Annotated in this window: 19 protein-coding genes; 8 read left to right on the forward strand and 11 right to left on the reverse strand. The window is 64.1% G+C overall.

Features of this window, described 5'->3' with window-relative positions:
- The first annotated feature begins 226 nt into the window (after window positions 1-226).
- From coxB to ruvB, 4 genes are all read left to right on the forward strand, one after another.
- Window positions 227-1438 carry a cytochrome c oxidase subunit II gene (gene coxB / locus DEIDE_RS10535; RefSeq protein ID WP_012693941.1) on the forward strand — a complete coding sequence of 404 codons (1212 nt, stop codon included), beginning with the start codon at window positions 227-229 and terminating at the stop codon, window positions 1436-1438.
- Window positions 1435-3888, forward strand: coding sequence for a cbb3-type cytochrome c oxidase subunit I (locus tag DEIDE_RS10540; RefSeq protein ID WP_012693942.1), 2454 nt, complete (start codon window positions 1435-1437; stop codon window positions 3886-3888). Before coxB ends, DEIDE_RS10540 begins: the two co-directional genes overlap by 4 nt.
- A 116-nt stretch (window positions 3889-4004) precedes the next feature.
- Complete coding sequence (locus DEIDE_RS10545) at window positions 4005-4688, forward strand: SCO family protein (RefSeq protein ID WP_012693943.1); 684 nt, start codon at window positions 4005-4007, stop codon at window positions 4686-4688.
- An 89-nt stretch (window positions 4689-4777) separates the two neighbouring features.
- Window positions 4778-5782 (forward strand): Holliday junction branch migration DNA helicase RuvB, encoded by a 1005-nt coding sequence (gene ruvB / locus DEIDE_RS10550; RefSeq protein WP_012693944.1) that lies wholly within the window; start codon window positions 4778-4780, stop codon window positions 5780-5782.
- Between the two features lie 55 nt (window positions 5783-5837).
- Here ruvB and DEIDE_RS10555 read toward each other — a convergent pair whose 3' ends face one another.
- Genes DEIDE_RS10555 through DEIDE_RS10570 form a run of 4 tightly spaced genes read right to left on the reverse strand, consistent with a single transcriptional unit; the run spans window position 5838 to window position 8838 of the window.
- Window positions 5838-6446: an alpha/beta hydrolase gene (locus DEIDE_RS10555; protein ID WP_012693945.1), complete on the reverse strand. Its 609-nt coding sequence runs from the start codon at window positions 6444-6446 to the stop codon at window positions 5838-5840.
- A gap of 9 nt (window positions 6447-6455) precedes the next feature.
- On the reverse strand, window positions 6456-7418 hold the full coding sequence (locus tag DEIDE_RS10560) for a ring-cleaving dioxygenase (protein ID WP_012693946.1): 963 nt from the start codon (window positions 7416-7418) through the stop codon (window positions 6456-6458).
- The gene (locus tag DEIDE_RS10565; RefSeq protein ID WP_012693947.1) at window positions 7415-8401 is read right to left on the reverse strand and encodes a VOC family protein; all 987 of its coding nucleotides are present in this window, start codon (window positions 8399-8401) and stop codon (window positions 7415-7417) included. The genes DEIDE_RS10560 and DEIDE_RS10565 overlap by 4 nt, the downstream gene beginning before the upstream one ends.
- Window positions 8398-8838 (reverse strand): MarR family winged helix-turn-helix transcriptional regulator, encoded by a 441-nt coding sequence (locus DEIDE_RS10570; RefSeq protein WP_012693948.1) that lies wholly within the window; start codon window positions 8836-8838, stop codon window positions 8398-8400. Before DEIDE_RS10570 ends, DEIDE_RS10565 begins: the two co-directional genes overlap by 4 nt.
- Window positions 8839-8951: 113 nt before the next feature.
- Between DEIDE_RS10570 and DEIDE_RS10575 the strand changes: the two genes are divergently transcribed.
- Together DEIDE_RS10575 and DEIDE_RS10580 are read left to right on the forward strand one after the other, a co-directional pair.
- The gene (locus tag DEIDE_RS10575; protein WP_012693949.1) at window positions 8952-9308 is read left to right on the forward strand and encodes an ArsC/Spx/MgsR family protein; all 357 of its coding nucleotides are present in this window, start codon (window positions 8952-8954) and stop codon (window positions 9306-9308) included.
- 8 nt (window positions 9309-9316) lie between these two features.
- Window positions 9317-9796 carry a hypothetical protein gene (locus DEIDE_RS10580; RefSeq protein ID WP_012693950.1) on the forward strand — a complete coding sequence of 160 codons (480 nt, stop codon included), beginning with the start codon at window positions 9317-9319 and terminating at the stop codon, window positions 9794-9796.
- A 6-nt stretch (window positions 9797-9802) separates the two neighbouring features.
- On the opposite strand, the gene DEIDE_RS10585 is transcribed toward DEIDE_RS10580, so the two are convergent.
- From DEIDE_RS10585 to DEIDE_RS10595, 3 genes are all read right to left on the reverse strand, one after another.
- A complete protein-coding gene (locus DEIDE_RS10585) occupies window positions 9803-11836 on the reverse strand; it encodes a molybdopterin oxidoreductase family protein (protein ID WP_012693951.1) in 2034 nt (677 codons plus the stop codon).
- Between the two features lie 174 nt (window positions 11837-12010).
- Window positions 12011-12835 (reverse strand): phosphotransferase family protein, encoded by an 825-nt coding sequence (locus DEIDE_RS10590; RefSeq protein WP_049760470.1) that lies wholly within the window; start codon window positions 12833-12835, stop codon window positions 12011-12013.
- A gap of 16 nt (window positions 12836-12851) precedes the next feature.
- Entirely contained in the window at window positions 12852-13928 is a 1077-nt protein-coding gene (locus DEIDE_RS10595; protein WP_012693953.1) for a M4 family metallopeptidase, read from the reverse strand.
- 538 nt (window positions 13929-14466) lie between these two features.
- Between DEIDE_RS10595 and pnp the strand changes: the two genes are divergently transcribed.
- The gene (pnp, locus tag DEIDE_RS10600; protein ID WP_012693954.1) at window positions 14467-16632 is read left to right on the forward strand and encodes a polyribonucleotide nucleotidyltransferase; all 2166 of its coding nucleotides are present in this window, start codon (window positions 14467-14469) and stop codon (window positions 16630-16632) included.
- A 77-nt stretch (window positions 16633-16709) separates the two neighbouring features.
- Here pnp and DEIDE_RS10605 read toward each other — a convergent pair whose 3' ends face one another.
- Window positions 16710-19148, reverse strand: coding sequence for a transglycosylase domain-containing protein (locus tag DEIDE_RS10605; protein WP_041227582.1), 2439 nt, complete (start codon window positions 19146-19148; stop codon window positions 16710-16712).
- A 209-nt stretch (window positions 19149-19357) separates the two neighbouring features.
- Between DEIDE_RS10605 and ttcA the strand changes: the two genes are divergently transcribed.
- Window positions 19358-20260, forward strand: coding sequence for a tRNA 2-thiocytidine(32) synthetase TtcA (gene ttcA, locus DEIDE_RS10610; protein ID WP_012693956.1), 903 nt, complete (start codon window positions 19358-19360; stop codon window positions 20258-20260).
- A gap of 64 nt (window positions 20261-20324) precedes the next feature.
- On the opposite strand, the gene DEIDE_RS10615 is transcribed toward ttcA, so the two are convergent.
- The 3 genes from DEIDE_RS10615 to DEIDE_RS10625 form a co-directional block, all read right to left on the reverse strand.
- Entirely contained in the window at window positions 20325-21404 is a 1080-nt protein-coding gene (locus DEIDE_RS10615) for a 3-deoxy-7-phosphoheptulonate synthase (RefSeq protein ID WP_012693957.1), read from the reverse strand.
- 374 nt (window positions 21405-21778) lie between these two features.
- Entirely contained in the window at window positions 21779-22093 is a 315-nt protein-coding gene (locus tag DEIDE_RS10620) for a hypothetical protein (RefSeq protein ID WP_041227583.1), read from the reverse strand.
- A gap of 120 nt (window positions 22094-22213) precedes the next feature.
- On the reverse strand, window positions 22214-22813 hold the full coding sequence (locus tag DEIDE_RS10625) for a YIP1 family protein (RefSeq protein ID WP_012693959.1): 600 nt from the start codon (window positions 22811-22813) through the stop codon (window positions 22214-22216).
- Window positions 22814-23068 lie beyond the last annotated feature (255 nt).

The raw sequence follows: 23068 nt of genomic DNA on the forward strand, positions 1-23068 counted from the left end.
AAAAGAGTTCTCAGGCGGTCTCCTCAACAGGGAGCCGCCTGCGCTGTTGCCGCCCACTGCACCCTGCAAAGCGCAGTTATGGCAGGACACTTGCCTGCCCCGTAATCTGTTCTCATGACAGCGGCCTGACCGTTCGGTCGAATAAGGAAAATGGCCGGGCCGGTCGCGTGCGCCAGAAGCGCACATTTCGTGTCGTGACCATTTAGACTGCAAGCAGACGAAAGGAGTGAAGTTGAACACCATCCAAGACCGCCAGAGCGGCACAGCCCGGCCGCGCAAACGCCCAGCGGCCTTCACGGCCCTGGCTGCCGGGCTGGCCGCTACGTTGCTCACCGGCTGCCAGTCCGAACAGCTGCTCTCTATCGGAGACATGAGTTCGGGCTACAACAAAGAGATTTTCTGGATGAGTCTGTGGGCCATTGCGCTCTCGATCATCGTCTTTGTTGGGGTCTCGTGGGCTTTGTTCTACTCGGTGCAGAAGTTCCGCGAGGACCGTCATGATGCGCCGCCGGCCCAGTTCCACGGCAACAACCGCCTGGAAGTCATCCTGGTGGCCGTGCCGGTTGTCATCGTGATCCTGCTGAGCGTGCTGACCGTGCGCAGCATGGCCCGCCTCAACCCCGTGCCCGTCAATGCTCCCAAGATTGACATTCTGTCCAAGCAGTTCTGGTGGAACTTCGCGTATCCCACCGTGACCAGTGACGCCGGCGGAACGGTGGCCAACGGCAACGAAATGGTGATGCCTACCGGCCAGCCGGTGGTGCTGAACCTGACCAGCGGCGACGTGATCCACGGTTTCTGGGCTCCCAACATCGGCGGACAGCGTCACGCGCTGCCCAGCGTCATCCGTACCTGGAAGGTCGACACCGAACGTCCCGGCGTCTACCAGGGCAACTGCTCACAGCTGTGCGGGGCCAGCCACGCCAACATGCGTTACAAGGTCATCGCCCTGGAGCCCGAGCGCTACCAGGCCTTCCTGGCGGCAGCCAAGGCCTACCGTGCTCCTACTCCAGCAGAAGGCAGCGCCGAGGCACGCGGCTACACGCTGTTCATGCAGGGCAAGGCCTCCACGGGCGCTCTGGCCTGCTCGGCCTGTCACCGCGTACAGGGCACCCCTGCCGCAGCTGGAGCCGGCCCGGACCTGAGCTTCTTCGGCACGCGCCGCACCCTGGGGGCCGGCATGTGGGAAGGCGAGGAAGCCGAAAAGAACCTGGTGCCGTGGATCGCCAACAGCCCAGGGATGAAACCCGGTGCCCTGATGCCTACCTATGACGGCAGTGAGTACATGGTCAACGGCAAGATGCAAAAAGGTGGTGTCCTGACCAGAGCGGAAATCGAAGATATCGCCGCCTATCTGCGCAGCCTGAAGCTGCCGGAAGAAGCGGATTACTGGCGCGGCACGCCGGTGTACGGCGCCCGCGCAGGAGGAACGCAGTGACCGTTCAGCACGCTCCGCAGAGCACCGTCGCCCAGCGAGGCGCGTGGGAGGTCATCAAGGATTACATGATGACCACCGATCATAAAAAGATCGGCATTCTGTACATCTTTGTGTCCATTCTGGCCTTTGCCGCTGCCGGCCTTCTGGCGGTGGCCATTCGTGTGCAGCTGGCCCTGCCCAACCAGGAAATCCTGGTCGGTACGGCCTACAACCAGGTCCTGACGGTCCACGCGGCCCTGATGATCTTTTTCTTCCTGATTCCTATCGGGTTGTTCGGCTTCGGAAACTTTTTTCTGCCGCTTCAGCTCGGGGTGCGGGACGTGGCATTGCCCCGCGTCAACACCTTTGCGGTGTGGCTGTTCGTCTTCAGCCTGATCCTGGTCGTGCTGGGGCTGTGGAACGGTGGAGCGCCCAGCGTCGGCTGGACCTTCTACTACCCGCTGTCAGTGGACGCCAACCAGACCGGGGTCAGCGTGCTGATGGTGGCCCTGATCCTCAACGGTATCGGGTCGCTGCTGGGCAGCGCGAACTTCGCAGCAACCATCGTCAACCTGCGCGCCCCCGGCATGAGTCTGTGGAAGATGCCCATTTTCTGCTGGAGCATCTTCGCCACCAGCATCCTGCAGCTGGTCTCGCTGGGTGGTCTGACGGCTGCCGCGCTGGTGACCTACCTGGAAATCAAGCTGGGCCTGAGCATGTTTAACCCCGGCATCAATGGTGTGCCGGTGCTGATGCAGCAGTTCTTCTGGTTCTACTCGCACCCCGCCGTGTACGTCATGCTGCTGCCCTACCTGGGAATCGGCGCCGAAATCGCCTCCACCATGGCCCGCAAGCCGCTGTTCGGCTACCGCGTGATGGTGTACTCGCTGCTGGGCATCGTGCTGGTCAGTCTGCTGGTGTGGGTACACCACATCTTCGCAGTGGGCCTGCCGGAAATCTGGCAGATCGCCTTTGCCGTGATGACCCTGATCGTGGCCGTGCCGACCGGCGTGAAGATCTTCAACCTGATCGGCACGCTGTGGGGCGGACGCATCCTGATGAAGTCCCCCACCTACTGGCTGGTCGGCTTTATTTTCAACTTCCTGGTCGGCGGGATCACCGGCGTTTCGCTGGGCATGATTCCCTTCGACTATCAGGTCACGATGTCCTACTACGTGGTGGCGCACTTCCACAACGTGATGATGTTCGGTACGGCCTTCCTGGCCATGGGCGGCATCTACTACTGGTGGCCCAAGATGTCCGGGCGCTTCCTGGACGAGAAGTTGGGCCTGTGGCACTTCTGGCTGTTCATGATCGGCTCGTGGCTGACCTTCCTGCCGCAGTACATCCTGGGTCTGCTGGGTATGCCCCGGCGTTACTACACCTACCCCGAAGGCAACTTTGCCTGGACCGAGCTGAACTTCCTGAGCACGCTGGGCGCCCTGACCCTGCTGGCCGGCGGTGCGGTGTGGGTGTGGAACATGCTGCAGAGCCTGCAGCGTCCTGTCACGGCCGGACCCAACCCCTGGGGCGGCTTTACCCTGGAGTGGACGGCAGCCTCGCCTCCTGCGGCCTACAACTTCGCGCACGACTTCCCGACCACCTTCCCCACCGAGCGCCCGCTGTATGACTGGGAAAAGAGTGGAGAAACCCTGACCCCGGTGGATCCCAAGAGCATTCACCTGCCGGTGGACAGCATCTGGCCCTTCGTGACGGCCGTTGGTCTGCTGCTGATGGGCTACGGCCTGAGCTTCGGCTGGTTTACCAACTACAACCCCGCTACTGGTCTGCGCCCGTTCTCCGAGGCTTCACCGAGCTTCGTGTTCGCCACCGTGCTGCTGTACCTGAGCTTCCCAGTGTTCCTGTGGGGCCTGTTCAAGTGGGCCGGTACCCGCGAGTATGCCGTACCGGTCGAGCACCACCACCTGACCAAGTACGACAACGGCTTCATGGGCATGAGCTGGTTCATCCTCAGTGAAGTGGGCCTGTTCGCCGTGCTGATCGCTGGATACGTGTACCTGCGGGTGATTGGCGCCGCCGAGCCTCCTGCGCTGCGCCCCAGCATCTGGCTGGCTGCACTGAACACCCTGATCCTGGTCAGCTCGTCGTTCGTGCTCCACAAGGCCGAGCAGGACATGCACCACGGCCGCGTCACCTGGGGTCGTCTGGGCCTGTTCGTGACGCTGCTGCTGGGCGGCCTGTTCATGATCTTCCAGGTGTACGAGTTCGCGCTGTTCGGCGTGGAAAGCGACTGGAAACAGAACCTGTGGCAGGCCTGCTTCTTTATCATCGTTGGCCTGCACGGTCTGCACATTCTGATCGGGGGCGTGGGCGTGGCTCTGCCGTACTACCAGACCCTGACCGGCAAGATCGACAAGTACAACCACGGTTCTCTGACCGCCGCCAGCATGTACTGGCACCTGGTGGACGTGGTGTGGCTGCTGATCGTGGCGATTTTCTACGCCTGGTAAGCATCCGTAGTTCTGAAAGTGGGAGAGTGCCTCAGCGGGCACTCTCCCCTCTTCATTGGAAAAAGGCCGCGCCGGGATGGGACACCCGCCCACTGCTGCAGGCCTACGCTGGAGTCATGAAGTGGTTGACCGCCGCCCTCCTGACCATCGCTGCCGTGCTGGGGGGCCTGTTGCTGTTCCGGACACTTTCGCCTGCCCCACTGGGAGGAGACGCTCTGGGTGCCCCTAAGCCGTTGCCCGCGCTGAAGCTGACCAGTGAACGCGGCCAACCCACCCGCCTCAATGAGAGTGACGGCCGGGTCCGGCTGGTGTTTTACGGCTTCGTGCGCTGCCCGGACGTGTGTCCGGCCACACTGACGAGTCTGAAGACCACCTACGACACCCTCAGCCCGGAGCTGCGTAAACGCGTACTGGTGCAGTTCATCACGGTCGACCCGGAGCACGATACACCTGCGGTCGTGCAGCGCTACCTGGCCGGGTTCAATCCATCTTTCAGTGGGCTGACCGGAAAAGCCGAAACCATCGACGAGGCGGCGCGGCAGATGTTCGTGACCAATGTCAGGCCGCTGCCCGCCCGTGACCACAGCAGTCATCAGGACACGCCGGAGGCCTCAGGAAGCGGCGCTGACAATGCGCAGCAGGCGGGAGCCACAGCGCGCGAAGCTGCGAGACTGCACGGCGACCAGGTCAGTGTGGTGGATGGCCAGGGCCGTTTCGTGCGGGTCTACGGCAATGCCGACGTGATCGGAGGCGTGCTGGAGCGTGACCTGCCTCAGCTGGTGCGTCAGTACGCCAACTGAGCATCCCGCATTCCTGAAGGCTGCATTCTGTCAAACCACGAACCCCGTCTGCTGTTCCGTTTTAAGCGAAGTCCGGGTATGATGGGCCTATGACTGATCCCGCTACCCATCTGGACGCCGCCCTGCGTCCGAAAACCCTGACAGAGTATGTGGGGCAGGAAAAGCTGAAGGACAAGCTTGGGGTCTATCTGCAAGCCGCCAAGGGCCGGCGGGAGGCGCTGGACCACACGCTGCTGTTTGGCCCCCCAGGGCTGGGCAAGACCACCCTGGCCCACATCATCGCCGCCGAGCTGGGCGTCAATATCCGCGTCACGTCAGGCCCAGCGATTGAGAAGCCGGGGGACCTCGCTGCCATTCTGACCAACAGCCTGGAAGAAGGCGACGTGCTGTTTATCGACGAAATTCACCGCCTGGGGCGCGTGGCTGAAGAGCATCTGTACCCAGCGATGGAAGATTTCAAGCTGGACATCGTGCTGGGCCAGGGGCCCGCCGCCCGCACCATTGAGCTGCCGCTGCCGCGCTTCACGCTGGTGGGCGCAACGACCCGCCCCGGGCTGATTACGGCGCCTATGCGCAGCCGCTTCGGGATCATTGAGCACCTGGAGTACTACACCGCCGAGGAGATCGGCACCAACCTGCTGCGCGACGCCCGCCTGCTGGGTTTCGGCCTGGAAGAAGACGCCGCCCTGGAAATCGGGGCACGCAGCCGCGGCACCATGCGTATTGCCAAGCGCCTGCTGCGGCGCGTGCGTGACTATGCCGATGTGGCCGGCGAAACCGTGATCAGCCTGGAGCGTGCCCATGACGCGCTGGACAAGCAGGGCCTGGATGCGGCGGGTCTGGATGACCGCGACAAGAAATACCTCGAAACCCTGATTCATCGTTTCGCGGGTGGTCCGGTGGGCGTGGATACCCTGGCGACAGCCATCAGCGAGGACGCCCTGACGCTGGAAGACGTGTACGAGCCCTACCTGATCCAGCTGGGCTTCATCAAGCGCACTCCGCGCGGACGGGTGGCCACGGCGCACGCCTACGACCACCTTGGGCTGCCGGTCAGCGGCGGAGACGGGGACCTGGGTCTGTTCGTGAACTAGGAGAAGTGCAAACAGGGCCACCGGGGCAATACGCTCCGGTGGCCCTGTTTGCCGTTTAGCTGAACTGCCTCAGCCACGCTGCCGTCAGGTGCACGTCCTCACCAGTCAGTTCGTGTCCGGCATTCAGCAGGTGCTGCTGAACCTGGGCGCCGGCTCCCTTCAGGTAGGGCGTCACGCCCCCCGCGTGGGCAGCGTACGGGTCATGGGCCCCGTGCAGCACCAGGGCGGCCACGCCGCTCAGGTCAGCTGCGGGCGGCTCGTCCAGCGGCATCACCGGGCGCAGCAGCGCGGCTCCCCGGAAAGTCTGCGACTGGGTGGCCAGCGTAGCCAGGGCAATGTTGGCGCCGTTGCTATAACCCAGGGCAACCACCCGGCCGGGGTCAAGACCGTACTCCTGCGAAGCTTCCTGCACGAACTGTGACAGGGCCTGAGCCTCGCTGAGAATCTGCGCCTGATCGTAACGGGTCGCCGAGAACCGGCGGAAATAACGGGGGAATCCTTCGTCCAGCGAGCGGCCCCGCACGCCCAGCAGGTGAGCGTCCGGCGCCACCTGCCGGCCCAGCGACAGCAACTGGGTTTCATTGCCGCCGGTGCCGTGCAGCAACAGCACGGTCAGGTTGCCGCTGCCGCGTTCCAGGTGGTGAATCCACTTCAGATCAGTCATGCCTGCACCTCAGTCGATGGGTTTGAGTCCGGCAACAATCTGCTCACGGCGCGCCTCGAACCGGGGCGGCAGGATCACTTTCTCGCCCAGGGTGGTCATGTCCTCGTCCACTCCGAAGCCAGGGCCGTCGGTGGCGATCTCATAGAGGATGCCGTTCGGCTCCCGGAAGTACAGACTGCGGAAGTAGTATCGGTCCACCTCGCCGCTGGTCTGCAGCCCGAAGTGACGGAAGTGCTCGGTCCAGGCGTGGTACTGCTCCTCGGTCGGCGTCCGGAAGGCGACGTGGTGCACGCCGCCGGCGCCGGGATGGGCCGGGGGAAGGTCGGGACGTACCGCCACGTGCAACTCGGCGTGAGGGCCGCCGTCTCCCATCTCGTACACGTGCACGGTATGGGCAGGGCTCTCCGGATCCGGGTACTGCCGGACCGGGCGCAGGTTCATGACGCGCTGCAGCACCAGGTCGGTATTGCGCAGATTAGGCACCGTCATGGTGATGGGTCCCAGACCACGGATCTGATGCTCGGCCGGTACCGGACTGGCGTCCCAGGGAACGGGCGCGTCTCCGGCACCACCATCTTCGACCAGCGCCAGACGTTGCCCCTCATGGTCCTCGAAGTCCAGGGTCGCCCGGCCGTCGCGCTCTATGATCTCGCCGTGAGGCACCTTCAGGGCCGCGAGTCGCTCGTGCCAGTAGCTCAGGCTGGCTGCGTCGCGCACACGCAGGGCCGTGCGCGTCACGGTGTGATTGCCACGCCGCTCACGCGGTACCGGCCAGTCGAAGAAGGTCAGGTCGGTGCCGGGCGTGCCGACCGCGTCGGCATAGAACAGGTGGTAGGCGCTGACATCGTCCTGGTTTACGCTGCGTTTGACCAGCCGCATGCCCAGATCCTGGGTGTAGAAGCGCTTGTTTTCGCGGATGTCGGCAGATACGGCCGTCAGGTGGTGAATTCCGGTGAGGTTCAGGCTGGTCATGCGGGGTCTCCTTTGCTGAGGGTCAGCGGACGCAGGTGAGCTTCGATGGTGGCGCGGCGGGACTCCAGGAAGGGCGGAAGGGCCAGCCGCTGGCCCAGTTCCTCGGGAGCCTCGTCCGTGGCAAAGCCGGGGCCGTCGGTGGCCAGTTCAATCACCAGACCATTGGGGTCGCGGATATAGATGGACTGAAAGTAGTAGCGGTCTACCCGGCCACTGTTGCCGTACCCGGCCTGCTCCAGATGCAGCAGCCAGCCCAGCACGTCACTGTCCCGCAATCGCAGGGCGACATGATGAACACTTCCCGCACCAGGACGGCTGCGCGGCAGGTCCTGACGCTCGGTGACGTGCAGTTCAGTATGCGGCCCGGCACTCTCTCCCTCCGCTGGCGTCATCTGAAACACGTGCGTCGTGAAACCTTCGGTGGGGTACGTGCGGACCGCAAGCAGGTTGAGGCCCTGTTCCAGGAAGGTGCGGGTCGGCGCCAGATCTGCGACCGTAAAACCGCTGTAGCCCAGGCCCTGAATCTGGTGTTCGACCGGAACATCGGTCAGTGGGTTTGGCTGCGCGCGCGGGCCTGCTCCCCTGTCATCCACCAGGGCCAGACGCGTGCTGTCCACGTCCTCGAAGAACAGGTGCGCGCTCCCGTCAACCCAGGTTACCCCGCTGTGCGCCACACCAAGGGCCGTGAGGCGCTGTGCCCAGAAGTTCAGGGCAGGCTCACCGGTCACCCGGAAGGTGGTCAGCGTAATCGAGTCGTTGCCGCGGTGCTCGGGGGCGGCGCGCGGGAAGTCGAAGAAGGTCATGTCGGTTCCAGCACTGCCCGCCCCGTCGGCATAGAACAGGTGATACATGCCGGGCGAGTCCTGATTGACTGTCTTCTTGACCAGTCTCAGGCCCAGCACCCGGGTATAGAAGTCATGATTTCGGGCGATCTCGGCGCTGAGGGCACTCACGTGGTGCAGGCCGTGCGGAGTGGTGTTCATTGATCTTCCTCCTGAAAACGGGGCCACAGACCAGCCAGCAGTTCGGTTTCCGCCGGGGTCAGGCGGTCCAGAAATCGGGCGCGGACGGCCCGCAGATGACGAACATGCACGCGTCGCAGCTTCTTGACACCCTGCTCGGTCAGGGCCGCCTCCCAGCCGCGGCCATCGGTCGCGCAGCGCCGGCGCTCGATCAGGCCCTGGGCCTGCAGCTTGTCCGCCAGACGCGTCAGGCCTCCCCCGCTGAAGCGCACTCGGCGGGCCAGTTCAGTCATGCGGAGTCCGTCAGGGCCAGCCTCCTGCAGCGTGGTCAGCAGTTCGTAGGCCGGCAGGTTCAGCTCATCGGCAGTCAGTTCTGCGTCCAGCGCCTTCCAGAGGGTGTCGTGAGCATGCAGGAATCCGCGCCAGGCGAGCAGCTCTGTGGGGGTCAGGCTCAGCATTGAGGCCTCCTCTCGTTCTGAAAGCATTCTATAACTATTTGCTTTGCAAAGCAAGTAAATGATCAGAGGTGTGAAGGCAGCTTTCAGACAGATTCTCCCGCTACACTCGCGGCATGAGCGACCTGCAAGTGCAGATCTTCGGGGTCAAGAAAAGTGCGGCGACCCGGGCCGCCGAGCGCTTCTTCAAAGAGCGGAAGGTCAAGATTCATATGGTGGATCTCAAGGAGCGGCCCATTGCCAAGGGCGAACTGGCGCGCTTCGTGCAGAAATTTGGCCTGAATGCCCTGCTTGACCTGGACGGCAAGGCCTATGCCCAGAGCAATCTCGCCTACCTGCGCACGACTGAGGACAGCGTGATCGCAAAGGTCATCGAGACGCCCGAACTGCTTAAACTCCCGCTGGTTCGCGCTGGCAAGGTGCTGACTGTGGGCGAGGACATGGCCGGCTGGAAAGCCATGCTGGACGGCTGAAGCTCCCCATGCACCCTGTGTTCACGAAACTGCATGCTGCCGGCCACCCAAAGCTGCATGTCCTGAATGCTCCGGAGAGTTTCCACCCGGCAATGCAGACCATGCAGGCATCGGCCACTATTTTCACCGAGTTGCGCCCCAACGAACAGCCAACGTTTCTGATGACCTTTGCTACGACCCAAGCGGAACTTGGTACCTTCGCACAGCAATGCGCCCGGCAGACGCATGGGGACGCGGTAATTTGGGTGGCCTACCCCAAAAGTACCTCAAAGCGTTATCGGTGCGAGTTCAACCGCGACTCAGGCTGGGCTGCCTTTGGTGAACATGGCTTTGAGCCGGTACGTCAGGTTGCCATTGACGAAGACTGGACGGCGTTGCGCCTGCGGCGAGTCGGATTTATCAAGTCACTCACACGCGCCGGAGCCATCAGTGACGAAGGCCGGGCCCGTATCGCAGCCCGCAGGAAAAACTCAAGCCCTGTCACGTAGGCTCCTTCACACCGGGCTAAGCCGGACCCGGGTGTTGTGGAACGTGCTGCCGCCGCCCAGGTCCGTCAGGGTCTGCGCGGTCAGCTCGTTGATGCTCGTACCGTCCGGCGCGGACAGACCCCACCACGTGCCTTCCACCACGGCGGTGCCGGGCTGGGTCACGTCGGTGACCTTGACGCGGCGGCGCACCTGCCCCACTTCACTTTGCAGCCACGCGTAGGTGCCGTCGTTCAGGCCGGAACGCGCGGCATCGTCCGGATGAACCAGCACGTGAGGCTCGCTGCCCTCAGCGCGGTTCAGATTCTCCAGCACGCCATAGGTGCTGTTCAGGAAATGATGCGCGGGCGGCGTGAGCAGGCGCACCGGGTACTCGTCATTCAGGGTTGCCCTGGCCTCACGGTGCTGGGGCGCCGGCGAGAGCTGCACCCTGCCGCTTGGTGTTTCCGCGCCGTTCGCATACGGCAGGAATTCTTCAGGTAGGTTGAGGCGGACACTCCCTTCTGCCTTGAGCCGTTCCAGCGTGATGCCAGCCAGATGCGGGTGATCCGTTTCCAGCAGGGCCGTGATCAGTTCGTCCACCGTCCAGTACACGCTGGGCTCGGTCACTCCCAGGCGGCGGGCAAGTTCCTGCATGACCCAGGAGTTGGGCCGGGCCTCTCCCGGCGCTTCCAGCGCCGCCGGGTTGTAGCCCAGGAAATGATGGCCGTAGCTGGTGTACAGGTCAGCGTGTTCGGCAAAGGTGGTGGCCGGCAGCACATAATCGGCCAACCGGGCCGTTTCGGTCATGGCCTGCTCCAGCACCACCACCAGGAGGTCCTCGCGCTGCAGGCCGGCACGCACCCGGCCAGCGTCGGGGGCCACCACCGCCGGGTTGGTGTTGTACACGACCAGGGCGCCCAGGCCAGCTTCAGGGCGCAGGGCACCGGCCAGTTCATTCATGTTGACATGTGGCGTGTCGGGGCGGATCAGATGTGCGGCTCCCAGCTGCGCGCGGTTGAGCTTGAAGGCCCCGCTGGCACTCAGGCTGCAGCCCCCGCCACGCAGGCGCCAGTCCCCGGTCAGTGCAGGCAGCAGGGTGACCGCGCGCAGGTTGGTGCCGCCGGACTCGTGACGCGTCATGCCGTACCCCACCCGGAAGTAGCTGGGGCGCGTCGTGCCGATTGCGCGGGCGAAAGCACGAACCTGCTCGGCCTCCAGTCCCGTGACCTGGGCGGTGCGCTCCGGGGTCCATTCGGCAGCGGCAGCCCGCAGGTCCTCCACGCCGGTGGTGGCCTCGGCAATGTAGGCCTCATCGGTCCAGCCGTGCGCGAACAGTTCGTGCATGACCCCCAGCGCCAGCGCCGCGTCGGTTCCGGGACGGATTTTCAGGTGCTCGTCGGCAAAGGCAGCCGTGCGGTTGCGGTACGGGTCCACACACACGATGCGTGCGCCGCTTTTGCGCGCTGCCGTCAGGTGAGGCGTGAGGTGACTGTTGGTCGACAGGCTGTTGATGCCCCACAGGACGATCAGCCGGGCGTGCGCAATGTCCGGTGGGTCCACCGAGTAGCGCGTGCCGTAGCCCATGCTCCAGGCCTCGGTGCCGGCAGTCGCGCAGATGGTCTCGTCGAGTTCAGGCGTGCCCAGGGCACGGAACAAGGCGTGCACATGGGTGCCTTCCATCAGGCCCATGGTGCCGGCGTAGTTGTAGCGCAGCACGCTCTGTGGGCCGCGCGAGTCGAGCAGCGCCCGCAGGCGGGCGGCAATGTCGTCCAGCGCTTCGGCCCAGCTCACGCGCTCGAACACCGGCTCGGGCTCGGTCTTGGCATTCACGCGCCGCATTGGATACAGGGGACGCTCGGGGTGATTGGCACGCGCCGGATAGTGCACAGTCTTGACGCAGGCAAAGCCCCGGGTAATGGGATGCGCGGCGTCACCCGTCAGCTTCACCATCTGCTCGGTCACCTGTCCGGTTCTGGCATCTTCCACCGGCGCCACCGTAATTTTCAGTCGGCAGGCATCCGGGCAGTCCAGCGGGCAGGTCAGCAGCACTTCACGCGTCATGCCCGCAAGTCTACGGGGAGCGACCGGGAAGCGGCAGGGCCACTCTTCACCTTTGAGGGCGGTCGCTCGGGGCGAACAGCAGCCAGCGGCAGAGACGTGGGTGACCTCCGGTAGCTGCCGCACTGGCGCAGGTCACGCAATAGGGATCAGTCGCATCCCAGCGGCAGCTGGCGTTCAGGCTCCGGCCTGATGGATAAACCAGGCGTGACGACGCTCCCAGTGTGCCTGCACTGCGGGCTCCAGCCCCCAGCTGGCCAGCCGGCCACAGGGCCGCAGCGCCGCCCGCAGGTCCCAATAACGCAGCCGGTCCAGGTCAAGGTCACCGTACTTTCCATACTCGCGGGTAAAGGCCTGCATGGCTGCCTCGCCCTCAGAGAACAGCAGTTCCAGGCGGGTATTGCCCACATCCGCCAGCGGGTCACCCACTGCGGCGTCTTCCCAGTCCAGGACGGCGGAGAGCTGCCCAGCCTGCCACAGCGTATTCCCTGGCCAGAGGTCGCCGTGCAGCACCGAAAGGCGGCCCGGCTCACCCTGGTTCAAATCATGCAGGGCACTTCGGATCCGGCTCTCGGACAAGGACTCGTCTGGCGCGGCAGGTGCCGGGCAGGGTCCAGACAGCAGTGGCAACCCCATTCCCGCCGGGTCCAGCGCATGCAACCGGACCAGGAACCTGGCCAGCTGCCTGGGGTCAGCCAGGGCCGTGGCCCCATTTTGGCCCTCCAGGAAGGTGGTCACCAGGAGGCCCGGCCGATGATGTACCGGAGTGGGGACGGGAAGCCCGGCGCGGTACAGCTCCTCCAGCAGCTGAAATTCGCGCACCGCGAGGTCAGGAGCGCGGATCAGATCCTGGCGGCCATACTCCCGAACAACCAGCCTCCGGCAGTGGCCCTTCTGACGGACATCCAGGGCAGTAACCCGGGCAGACACCCCTCCGGCCAGCCGCTGGGCATCCAGCAACTCAGCGCCCAGTTCCAGCGCCAGCTGCTGGAAACTGTTCATATCATCGGGCGTGGCGTTACTGAAGGATGCCACGGTCGACAAAAGCTTTCTTCACGGTGGCGGCCGCCTGCCTGCCGTACATGGCCTGCGCGGTCCTGACTGTCTGCTCGGCGGCGGCGGCAAAGCTGGTATCGGGCGCGAAGCCAAACTGCGCGTTGATGACAATGCGGTCGGCTGTGCGCGCGCCCAGAGCATTCCAGATATCCCAGAGCGCACGCGACCAGATCATGCCGTCAGCATGAACCTGTCCCCGCAGGTCCTCGGGGTAGTGCTTGTTGGTGTCGATGCGGCGCAGGCAGTGCGGTTCAGTGCTGGTGTAGCTGACCGCGTCCCAGTCCATGATGCAGCCCAGCGGCGCCCTGACTGGAGCGCCATTCGCCGTGGAAACGGCGTATCCGACGGTCATGGCCAGATAATCCCCAAACGCCTCGCCAATGGCACCGGCCTCCAGGCTGCTGCCAAAACCCGGCACCTGCGCAGCATGCACCGCGTGACCGTACTCGTGAACGATCACCTCACCGTCCTCGGCGTCGTCCACACCACCCTTGCCCAGGCGCAGCCAGTTGTGCTTGTCCCACATGTAGCTGTTGTCCACGCCGTACTGGCTGACCTTGATCAGCTGCTGCTGCATGTTGACCGGCTTCAGCTCACTGCCGAAACCCAGGGTCTGCAGGTACTTCTGCGCCTCAGTTACCCAGAAATAGGCCATCACCTGCTCGAAGCCGTCCTGGTCACGGGTGAAGTGAAACGGTCCGGTGCCGTATACCGGCGTGCCGGTCTCGTTGATCACCTTGGCCCACTTACCACTCAGGTAGCCGCTGCCGTCACGTTCACTCAGTGTGACGTTGTAATAGGCGCTGGCAGGAACGGCGCTGGCGCTGTCTCCATCGTCGACGAGCGTCTGATTTCCGCTGCTCTGCACCGGGTTGGGCAGAAAGACCCGTGCGGCGGCGGTGGACTGGCCGGTCGTGGGTTTGCCGTTGCCTCCCTGAGCACTCAGTGACGTGTCCTGACTGACCTGCTGTCCACAGGCGCCGAGAAGGAGGGCGGTCACGAGGGCCGTCAGGCCCTGCCGGCTGAGCTTGGTTTGCATGGTGGGGGCAGTGTACCGGCTTTCAGGGCCCGGGAGGGCCCAATGTGACCTATATACGACGTCAGAAAGAGTGCGGGATTTTTCCCAATGCGCATCTGCAAATAAGCGCACTGGGAGGGCCTGTGGACACCCGGCGGAAAAGGGCCCGGTACATCCTGCATCGAGTGGTGCCAGCGAGCCGGTCGAGTTCATTGGGGTGTTCTAGGCTTCCCGGCGGGATGGTCACGGAGCAGATGGATACCCTCATCTCTCCCGATGACATCGGGAGATGTCCTTAGTGCATTGGACGCCGCCAGCTGTATGCCGACGCTATTAGCGCGACAACTTCTAAAACACCATTCATAGGCTCGCCTGCCAGAACCGCTGCGGCGGACAGAAACCCACCCAGCATCAGCAGGGACCAGCGGCCCCCGCGGGATAAAAATAGAGAGGCATTGAAGAAAACTCGACAGCAGTCATGTCTGCCTTGATGTGAACCTGCAGGCACAGGTTCCCCAGACGCATTCCTGATTCTGCCTGCGGGTATAGACTGCCTCCTATGATTGGAAAGACCTACACCACGATGCTGGGCGGACGTGAACTCAGTATCGAGACCGGCCGGCTGGCCAAGCTGGTCAGTGGCAGCGTCACCCTGCGATACGGCGACACCATGCTGCTGGTCACCGCGCAGGCCCGCGAAGAGAAAAGTCCTCTGGACTTTCTGCCACTCACAGTGGAATTCGAAGAACGCCATTACGCTGTCGGGAAGATCCCCGGATCGTTCCACCGCCGTGAGGGCCGCCCCGGCGAGAAGGCCATCCTCTCGGCGCGTATCACCGACCGCCAGCTTCGCCCGCTGTTTCCCAAGGGCTACCGCCATGAAACGCAGGTGATTATCACGGTGCTCTCGGCTGATCAGCAGAATGCCCCTGACGTGCTCGGGCCTATCGGTGCATCAGCGGCACTGAGCATCAGCGACATCCCCTGGGGAGGCCCCACCGCCTGCGTGCGTGTGGGTCAGGTGGACGGACAGTTCATCGTCAACCCCACCGCCGATCAGCTTACGAGAAGCCGCATGGATCTGGTCGTGGCCGGGACCCGCGACGCCGTCATGATGGTCGAGGCCGGCGCGCAGACCGTCTCCGAGGAAGATCTGGTCAGCGCCATCGAGTTTGCCCATGCCGAGATGCAGGGCGTCATTGACCTGATCGAGCGCATGCGCGCCGAGGTTGGCCAGGAGAAGTTCAACTTCCTGGCCGAGGGCGACCTGACCCAGGATCTGGTTCCTGAACTGGCTGAAAAGGCCCGCGCCGGAGGCATCCGCGACGCTCTACTGACAACGAAGAAAAAGGAGCGCAGCGCCCGCACCAAAGCCGTGCGTGACGCGATCATCGCAGGCTACGTGCCTGACCCCAACGCAGAAGGCGCCGCAGCACGCATTGCCTCGCTCAAGGACGCCTATGCCAAGGTGGAGAAGCAGGAACTGCGCCGGTTGATTCTGGAAGAGGACCTGCGCGCCGACGGCCGTAACGGCCGCGCCGTCCGTCCGATCTGGATTGAGGCCCGCCCCCTGCCGCGCGCGCACGGCAGCGCCATTTTTACCCGCGGCGAAACCCAGGTGCTGGGTGTGGCAACCCTGGGCACCGAGCGTGACGAGATCCTGGTGGACGACCTGACCACAGAGGACAACGACAAGTTCATGCTGCATTACAACTTCCCGCCCTACTCCACCGGAGAGGTCAAGCGCATGGGCGGACAGTCGCGGCGCGAGATCGGGCACGGCCATCTGGCCAAGCGCGCCATCCGCGCGGTCCTGCCGTCCTTTGAGGAATTTCCCTACGTGATCCGCCTGGTGGGCGAGGTGCTGGAATCCAACGGCAGTTCCTCCATGGCTACGGTCTGCGCCGGAGTCCTCGCCCTGATGGACGCCGGAGTGCCGATCAAGGCCCCGGTCGCCGGCGTGGCGATGGGACTGGTCATGGAAGGCGACAAATACCGCGTGCTGACTGACATCCTGGGCCTGGAAGACGCACTGGGCGACATGGACTTCAAGGTGTGCGGTACGGCCGAGGGCGTCACCGCCCTGCAGATGGACATCAAGGTCGGCGGCATCACGCCACAGGTTATGCGTGAGGCACTCGCGCAGGCCCGGGAAGGCCGCCTGCACATCCTGGGCAAGATGGCCGAGGTGCTCAGCAGCCCACGCCCCGAGCTTTCGCCCACAGCGCCGCGCATTATCAGCATCAAGATCAACCCCGAACTGATCGGCAAGGTCATTGGCCCGGGCGGCAAACAGGTCCGCGAACTCGAGGCCATGGGCGCGCAGGTGACCATCGAGGAAGACGGCACCATCCGTGTGTTCAGTGCCGACGGCGCCGCAGCCGAAGCTGTGCGGGCCCGCATCGCCGGGCTGACCAAGGAAGCCAAGGTGGGTGAGGAGTACGAGGGCACGGTGGTCAAGACCGCTCCGTTTGGTGCGTTCGTGAACCTCTACGCCGGTCAGGACGGCATGCTGCACATCTCGCAGATCAGCGAGGAACGCCTGAGCGCGGTGGAAGACGCCCTGAACGTGGGCGACAAGCTGCGCGTGAAGATCGCGGGCATCGATGACCGCGGCAAGATCGACCTGATCCGTCCGGAACTTGAAGGCAAGATCGCCCCGCGTGAGCCGCGTGCCCCCCGTGGAGGAGGCGACCGTGGCCCGCGTCCGCCCCGCCGCGACTGACGCTGCTCTGAGCTGACCTCAATACCGGCTGAAGGCCCCCGTATGCACGGGGGCCTTCTTTGCAGGCTTCGGCAGCTTTACTCGAGAGGGGGCGCCGAGCTGTCCGGGTCGAAGGGCGGTTCACCAAAAGACTCATCTTCAGGCAACGGCTCCTCGGGCTCGTACTCCACGGTGCCGCTGGGATCCTCGACGGGAACTGGGGGCGCTTCTGGAGGTGGGACGGCTTCTGGAGCTGCGGGCTCCGGCTGCGCCGGCTCGGGCGCTGAAGGTGTGGGGGCCGGAAAGTCGGACGCCGAAGGCTCGGGAAGAGGTTCAGGATCAGCTGGCAGCGCGGCAGGAATTTCCTGTACGGTCTCCTCCACCGGCGCTGGTTCTACAGGCTCGCTGGGGGTCGGCTCCGGGTCCAGGACCTCAGGCTCTACAGGCGCCGGGACAGGTTCAGGCGCCGGAGCGCTGTTCTGCCGCCGTCCGAAGAACCCGCCGCCCTGCGCGGTGCTGCGGTCACCATTGCGCGCCACCGGGGCCGTGTCCGCCTCCGCTTCACGGAAAGCCATATTGACCTGACGGACCACCCGGTAGGTAATCCCGGACGGCTGCTGAAAGGTGGCTTTCGGCTGGCCCTGCAGGGCTCCGGCAACAGCCTGCTGCCAGACAGGTGTGGGCACGGTTCCACTGTAGGCCCAATCGGGCATGGCGCCGCCTTCCTGCTTCCCGACCCATACTGCTCCAGCAATGGTTGGGGTCACGCCGGCAAACCACAGATCCTTGATCTCGTTGGTCGTTCCGGTCTTACCCCCGACGTCCCAGCCAGGAATCTTCGCGCGGGTGGCCAGACCGCCCTGGGCTTCGGTCAGGTCGTTGACCACGCCACGAATCATGTCCAGCCCCAGCCACGCAGTCTGCGCATCCCAGATCCGCTTGGCCTTGGGAGCAGGGCGGGTGTAGAGCAGTTTGCCGCGAGCATCCTGGGCTTTACGCACCAGCGTAGGTGCGTAGTACAGCCCGCCGTTGGCAAAAGTCGCGTAGGCCGAAGCCATCTGCAGGGGGCTGGCTTCCAGCGTGCCGATGCTCAGGCTGAGGCCCGCGTCCTTGGGAACCGTGAAGTTCATCTCGCGCAGCTTGTCCTCGAAGGCTTCGATCCCCAACTCCTGGGCAATACGCACGGTGGGCAGGTTCAGGCTGTGATCTAGCGCAAAGCGCATGGTCACGTAGCGTCCGCTCCAGCGGCGGTCGTAGTTCATGGGCTGATAATCACCGGCAATCGGAGCGTCCAGAACGGTATCGCTCTGCTTCCACTTGTTCTGGAGCGCCAGCGTATACAGCAGTGGCTTGATCGCGCTGCCTACCTGCCGCCGACCCTGAGTCGCATTGTTCCAGTCACTTGGCCGCCCCGCCGTCAGTTTCTGGCCGACCAGGGCCAGCACCTCACCATTGACCGGGCTGACCAGCGCGATTCCCATGGTCGCTCCTTCCGGCAGATTGTTCGCCTGCCGGCTGGCCTGCTCGGCGGACTGCTGGGCCTGCAGGCTCATGCCCGTGTAGATCTGTCCGCCCCCATAGAGCGCCTTGCGGCCGATCAGCGGCAACAGTTCCTTTTCCACAGCCTGCAGGTAGTGCTGAAAGCGGAAGCGGCTCTCTCCGCCCCGCGCTTCCATGATGTTGATGTTCTCCTGAAGCCGGTCCGGGCGTTCCAGAGTGGCCGTGCGCACCGTTCCGTCCGGGCCCCAGCCGATGCGCCAGCCAGCCGGATAGATCTCGGTTTTCCAGGCGGCGTCAGCTTCAGCCTGTGTGACACGTCCGTCTTCGACCATGCGCGCGAGCAGACTCTTCATCAGGGGGCGGTAGGCCTTGAATTCCTTGTAGCGTCGGTTGGGAGCAGGAATGATGGTCGCGAGGTAGACGCTCTCGGCCAGGTTCAGGTCCGCCGCGTTCTTGCGGAAGTAGGCGTGAGCAGCCGTTCCGGCCCCCACGATATCGGTGCGGCCACCGTCTCCCCAGTACACGACATTCAGGTAGGAGTTCAGAATCTTGTTCTTGTCGAAGCTGCGGTCAATCTGGTAGGCCAGCAGGGCTTCTTTGAACTTGCGCTCGGGCGTACGTGCACCCTGAAGGTCCGAAAGCAGGGTGTTTTTTACGACCTGCTGGGTAATGCTTGAGCCGCCTTCCAGATCGTTGCGCAGCAGTCCCTTGACCAGCCCGCGCGCGATGCCGATGTAATCGACCCCGTGGTGCTCGAAAAAGCGGCGGTCCTCACTGGTCACCACGGCCTTCTGAAGCCAGGGGCTGATCTCGCCCAGCTTCAGCAGGTTGCGGTTCTCGCCGCTGCCGCTGCTGAGGCTGGGCGTCAGGGTCCCGACCAGCTGACCCGTGCGGTCGTACACGCGGGTCTGTCCGCTGAATTCCAGCACGTCCAGGTCCGAAACGCTGGGAAGGTTCTGCCCCCATGCGGCCCAGAGGCCGGCCACCCCCAGGATGACCAGCACCAGCAATGCGCCAAACAATCGAAACACCCACATCAGCGCCACTCTACCGGGCTTTGATGTGACCGGACCGTGTGCCCGGAGTCAGGAGAAGGCGGGAAGGCCCACATGCGGGCCAGCCTACGCCACGGCAGCCTTCCACCACGTCCCCCATAAGCATGAGCTTTGACCAACCCTGGCCCCTTTACAGCGCGGCCCACACTTGTCCGGCAGCAAAAGCGGGTAGCATGACACGGTTTTTTCCCATGACCCAGCCTGCCTCCCTGTCTTCCTCTGCTTCCGCGTCCAGCGCCGATACCGCGCGCCTCTTCCAGCCGATCGTGAAGGGGGTGGGCCAGGCCATCGGCGATTACCGCATGATCGAGGAAGGTGACCGCGTCATGGTCTGCCTCTCAGGTGGCAAGGACAGCTACACCCTGCTGGATGTGCTGCTGCACCTGCAGCGCAAGGCGCCCATCCGCTTCGAGATCGTGGCGGTGAATCTGGACCAGGGTCAGCCGGGCTTTCCCCAGGATGTCCTCCCCCGTTACCTGACCGGCATGGGCGTGCGGCACGACATCCTGACCCAGGACACCTACAGCGTGGTCAAGGAAAAAACGCCCGAGGGCAAGACCACCTGCGCGCTGTGCAGCCGGCTGCGGCGGGGCATTCTGTACGCGCATGCCCGCAGGATCGGCGCTACCAAGATCGCCCTGGGGCACCACCGCGACGACATCCTGGAAACCATGTTCATGAACCTGTTTTTCGGTGCACGCCTGAAGGCCATGCCGCCCAAGCTGCAAAGCGACGACGGGACCAACGTGGTGATCCGCCCCCTGGCCTATGTGGCCGAAAGTGACATCATCCGCTACGCCCAGGCCCGCGAGTTCCCAATTATTCCGTGCAACCTGTGTGGCACCCAGGAAAACCTGCAGCGCCGCGTGGTCGGCGAGATGCTGGAGGCCTGGGAGCGCGAGCACCCTGGGCGTCTGAACAACATCCTGCGTGCGCTGACGCGCGTCACACCCAGCCACCTGCTTGACCGCGAGCTGTTTGATTTTGCGGCGCTGAGTGTCACGCCTGCCGAGGGCGACCGGGGCTTTGACGCCGAGGAATTTCCCGAGCGCGAGTTCCTGGCCGGACTGGGCGAACTCCAGATGTTGAGCTGAGGGAAAGCCTTCTCCCTCAGCTCACTGGTCCTGCCCGGCGGCTATCGTTTCAGCGTCTGTCCCCTTAGCGCATGACAGCCGCAGGCTCAAGTGCGGCGTGAGCTTCAAGCAGCAGCGCTTCGGTTTCGCTCCAGCCGACGCAGGCGTCTGTGATACTTACGCCCGGGCGCAGATTGCTGAGATCTGCGGGTATAGCCTGCTTGCCAGGGTGCTCATTGCTTTCGAGCATGACGCCGCGAATGGCGCTCACGCCCGCCTGACGCTGCTGCAGGACATCGCGCCACACCAGCGACTGCCGGGTATGGTCCGAGCCGCTGTTGGCGTGCGAGCAGTCGACCATAACGGCTGGTGTGAGCCCGGCGGCGCTCATCAGGTCGGCAGCTTCGCGCACAAACTGTGGCGCATAGTTGGGCCCGCCCCGTCCTCCGCGGAGAATCACGTGTCCGTCGGGGTTGCCGCGGGTGTGCACGATGCAGGCCTGCCCATCGTCGTCTACCGTGAAAAAGGCGTGGGCATGACTGGCAGCCACGATGGCGTCCACGGCCAGCCTGATCCCGCCGCCGGTGCCGTTCTTGAATCCCATCGGCGCGCTGACGGCGCTGGCCATGGCGCGGTGCGTCTGGGACTCGGTGGTCCGCGCGCCAAGGCAGGCCCAGGCGACCGTGTCAAACAGGTACTGCGGCGCAAACGGGTCGAGCAGTTCAGTAGCTACGGGCACGCCCATTTCTGAAACCCGCAGCATCAACTCGCGGGTGCGCTCCAGGCCCCGCGCAACGTCGTTGGCGCCGCTGAGGTCAGGGTCCAGCAGGAATCCCCGCCAGCCTACCGTGGTGCGTGGTTTGTCCACGTATACCCGCATCTGGACTTCCACACGGTCAGCCACCTGCTCGCGCAGCACAGCCAGACGGCGGGCGTAGGCCAGCGCCTGGTCCATATCATGAATGCTGCACGGACCCACCACAGCCAGCAGCCGGTCATCCTGGCCATGCAGGATGGCCTGGGCCGCGCGGCGTCCGGCCAGAACCGTGCGCTCCGCCTCCGGAGTCAGCGGGTGTCGGTTTTTGAGTTCGCGGGGGGTGGGCAGTGGGGAAAATCCGGTAACGTTCAGGTTCTCGGTGGTGCTGGGGGCGGGCTGGCGGGTCATGGCTACTCCTTGAAGTTGAGATGCATGCTGTCTGGCGGGAAACGAAAACCGCCCGGTGGCCTCCTTGGAGGGGTGCACCGGGCGTTGAAGGTCAGAGAAACGCGACGCTAGGCCCGGGGCACCCCGAACCAATAAAAAAACGCGCTGCGAAGCTTCATATGGGCAGTGTATGGCCGGAGTAGGGGGCAGCTGGCGGCAGTGTCTAGCCGGGGGTAACTTAACCGTCCCTAAGCGCCGCAGCGGCCCAGTCCTAAAGGCGGCAACAGAAAGGCTGCTTGGCTGCAGAGCAGCAGATTCATGTTCCCAGAGCTGGGCCTGTATCTCTGATCACCAGAGCCACGTTCAGCCACACATCCCGCGAGCTTCTGTTGTGCTCAGCTCTCGTCAATCTGGCGCAGACGCTCCAGGCGCGTGGCCAGATCCCCCATCTCCAGGGCGCGCAGGGCCTTCGCGGCGCGGGTCAGGCCAGCCTCATCCACGCGGCCCTCGTTCCAGCCGGCGATCAGCATGGCGCAGCCCTGCAGCGCGTCCGTAACGCTTTCACGGTGAAACATGGCTGCAAGGTTACCCGACTGGGCCGGTTTGGTGGCCTGCACCTGGGCCTGGGCGTCGAGAATAACCTGCATAAAAATCTGATCAAGTCGCGCGCGGTCATCCGCGCTGATGGTCTTGCCGGCACTCTGCGTCATGTGGCGCAGCATACCGGCCCAGCCCAGCAGCCGGACGTAATCCCGGCTTCACACCCACTCCTGCCGAAAAGCAGAACCGGGTGCGGCCAAATTAACCAGCGCCCGGTTCTGGACGGCGGTCTACTGGGGCCCGTAGAACAGTGTCTTCAGCAGGCCTCCCATCACACTGCCCAGCAGCCAGTGCGCCATACCCGCCAGCACCAGCGTCATGACCGCGCTGCCCTGATCACGCAGATTCATGCTTGACTGCACGGCAACGTAGCCGAACGCCACCATGACCAGCGAGATCAGCAGTCCGATCAGCCAGCCGAGGACCGGAACGATGCCAATCAGAGTGCCCAGAATGCTGAGCGGCACAAAAAACAGCGTGAAGGTATAGGCCACTTCAGGATAAGTTCCGGTGCCCTTAAACAGCTTCCTGCCGATCAGATACACCGCGCCGGTAAAGATCAGGAACTGCGCTGGAATCAGGATCAGCCGGGTAACCAGCTGTCCAATTACTGTGACGTCCGTATGAAAGATGGCGAAGACGGCGGCAATGATGGCTGACACTGCGGCGGCAAGACCCACATAAACCAGAGCCTGACGGGTGCCACCCCGACGCTCGAAGCGTTCGAACGTGGCTGGGCTGGGGCGGGCCAGTACGGCACTGCTCTGCGCAAACATATCGCTGACAGTGGCCTTGACCTCGGCGGTCTGGAACCTGATGGGCTTGCTCATGGTGCAGGGTACGGGATTCGGGAAGAAAACGTTCCACCGCCGGATTCACGACGAATTCAACGTCACGTCTTCGAGCTGTGTCAGCCCACTGCAGAGGGTGCCCAAAGCCTCCGGCAGTGCATTTCCCAGTGACAGGCACAGCGAGGCAGTTGCGGGTCCTGCAGGGCCGCCCAGACCGGTTCGGCATGATCAGTGTTCCCGCGGCGGCTTCCCCGCGCAGTGCTGGCGCGTCTTGTGGTCACTGCCCAGGCGAGG

It is taken from the genome of Deinococcus deserti VCD115, assembly GCF_000020685.1.
GTDB classification, from domain to species: Bacteria; Deinococcota; Deinococci; order Deinococcales; family Deinococcaceae; genus Deinococcus; species Deinococcus deserti.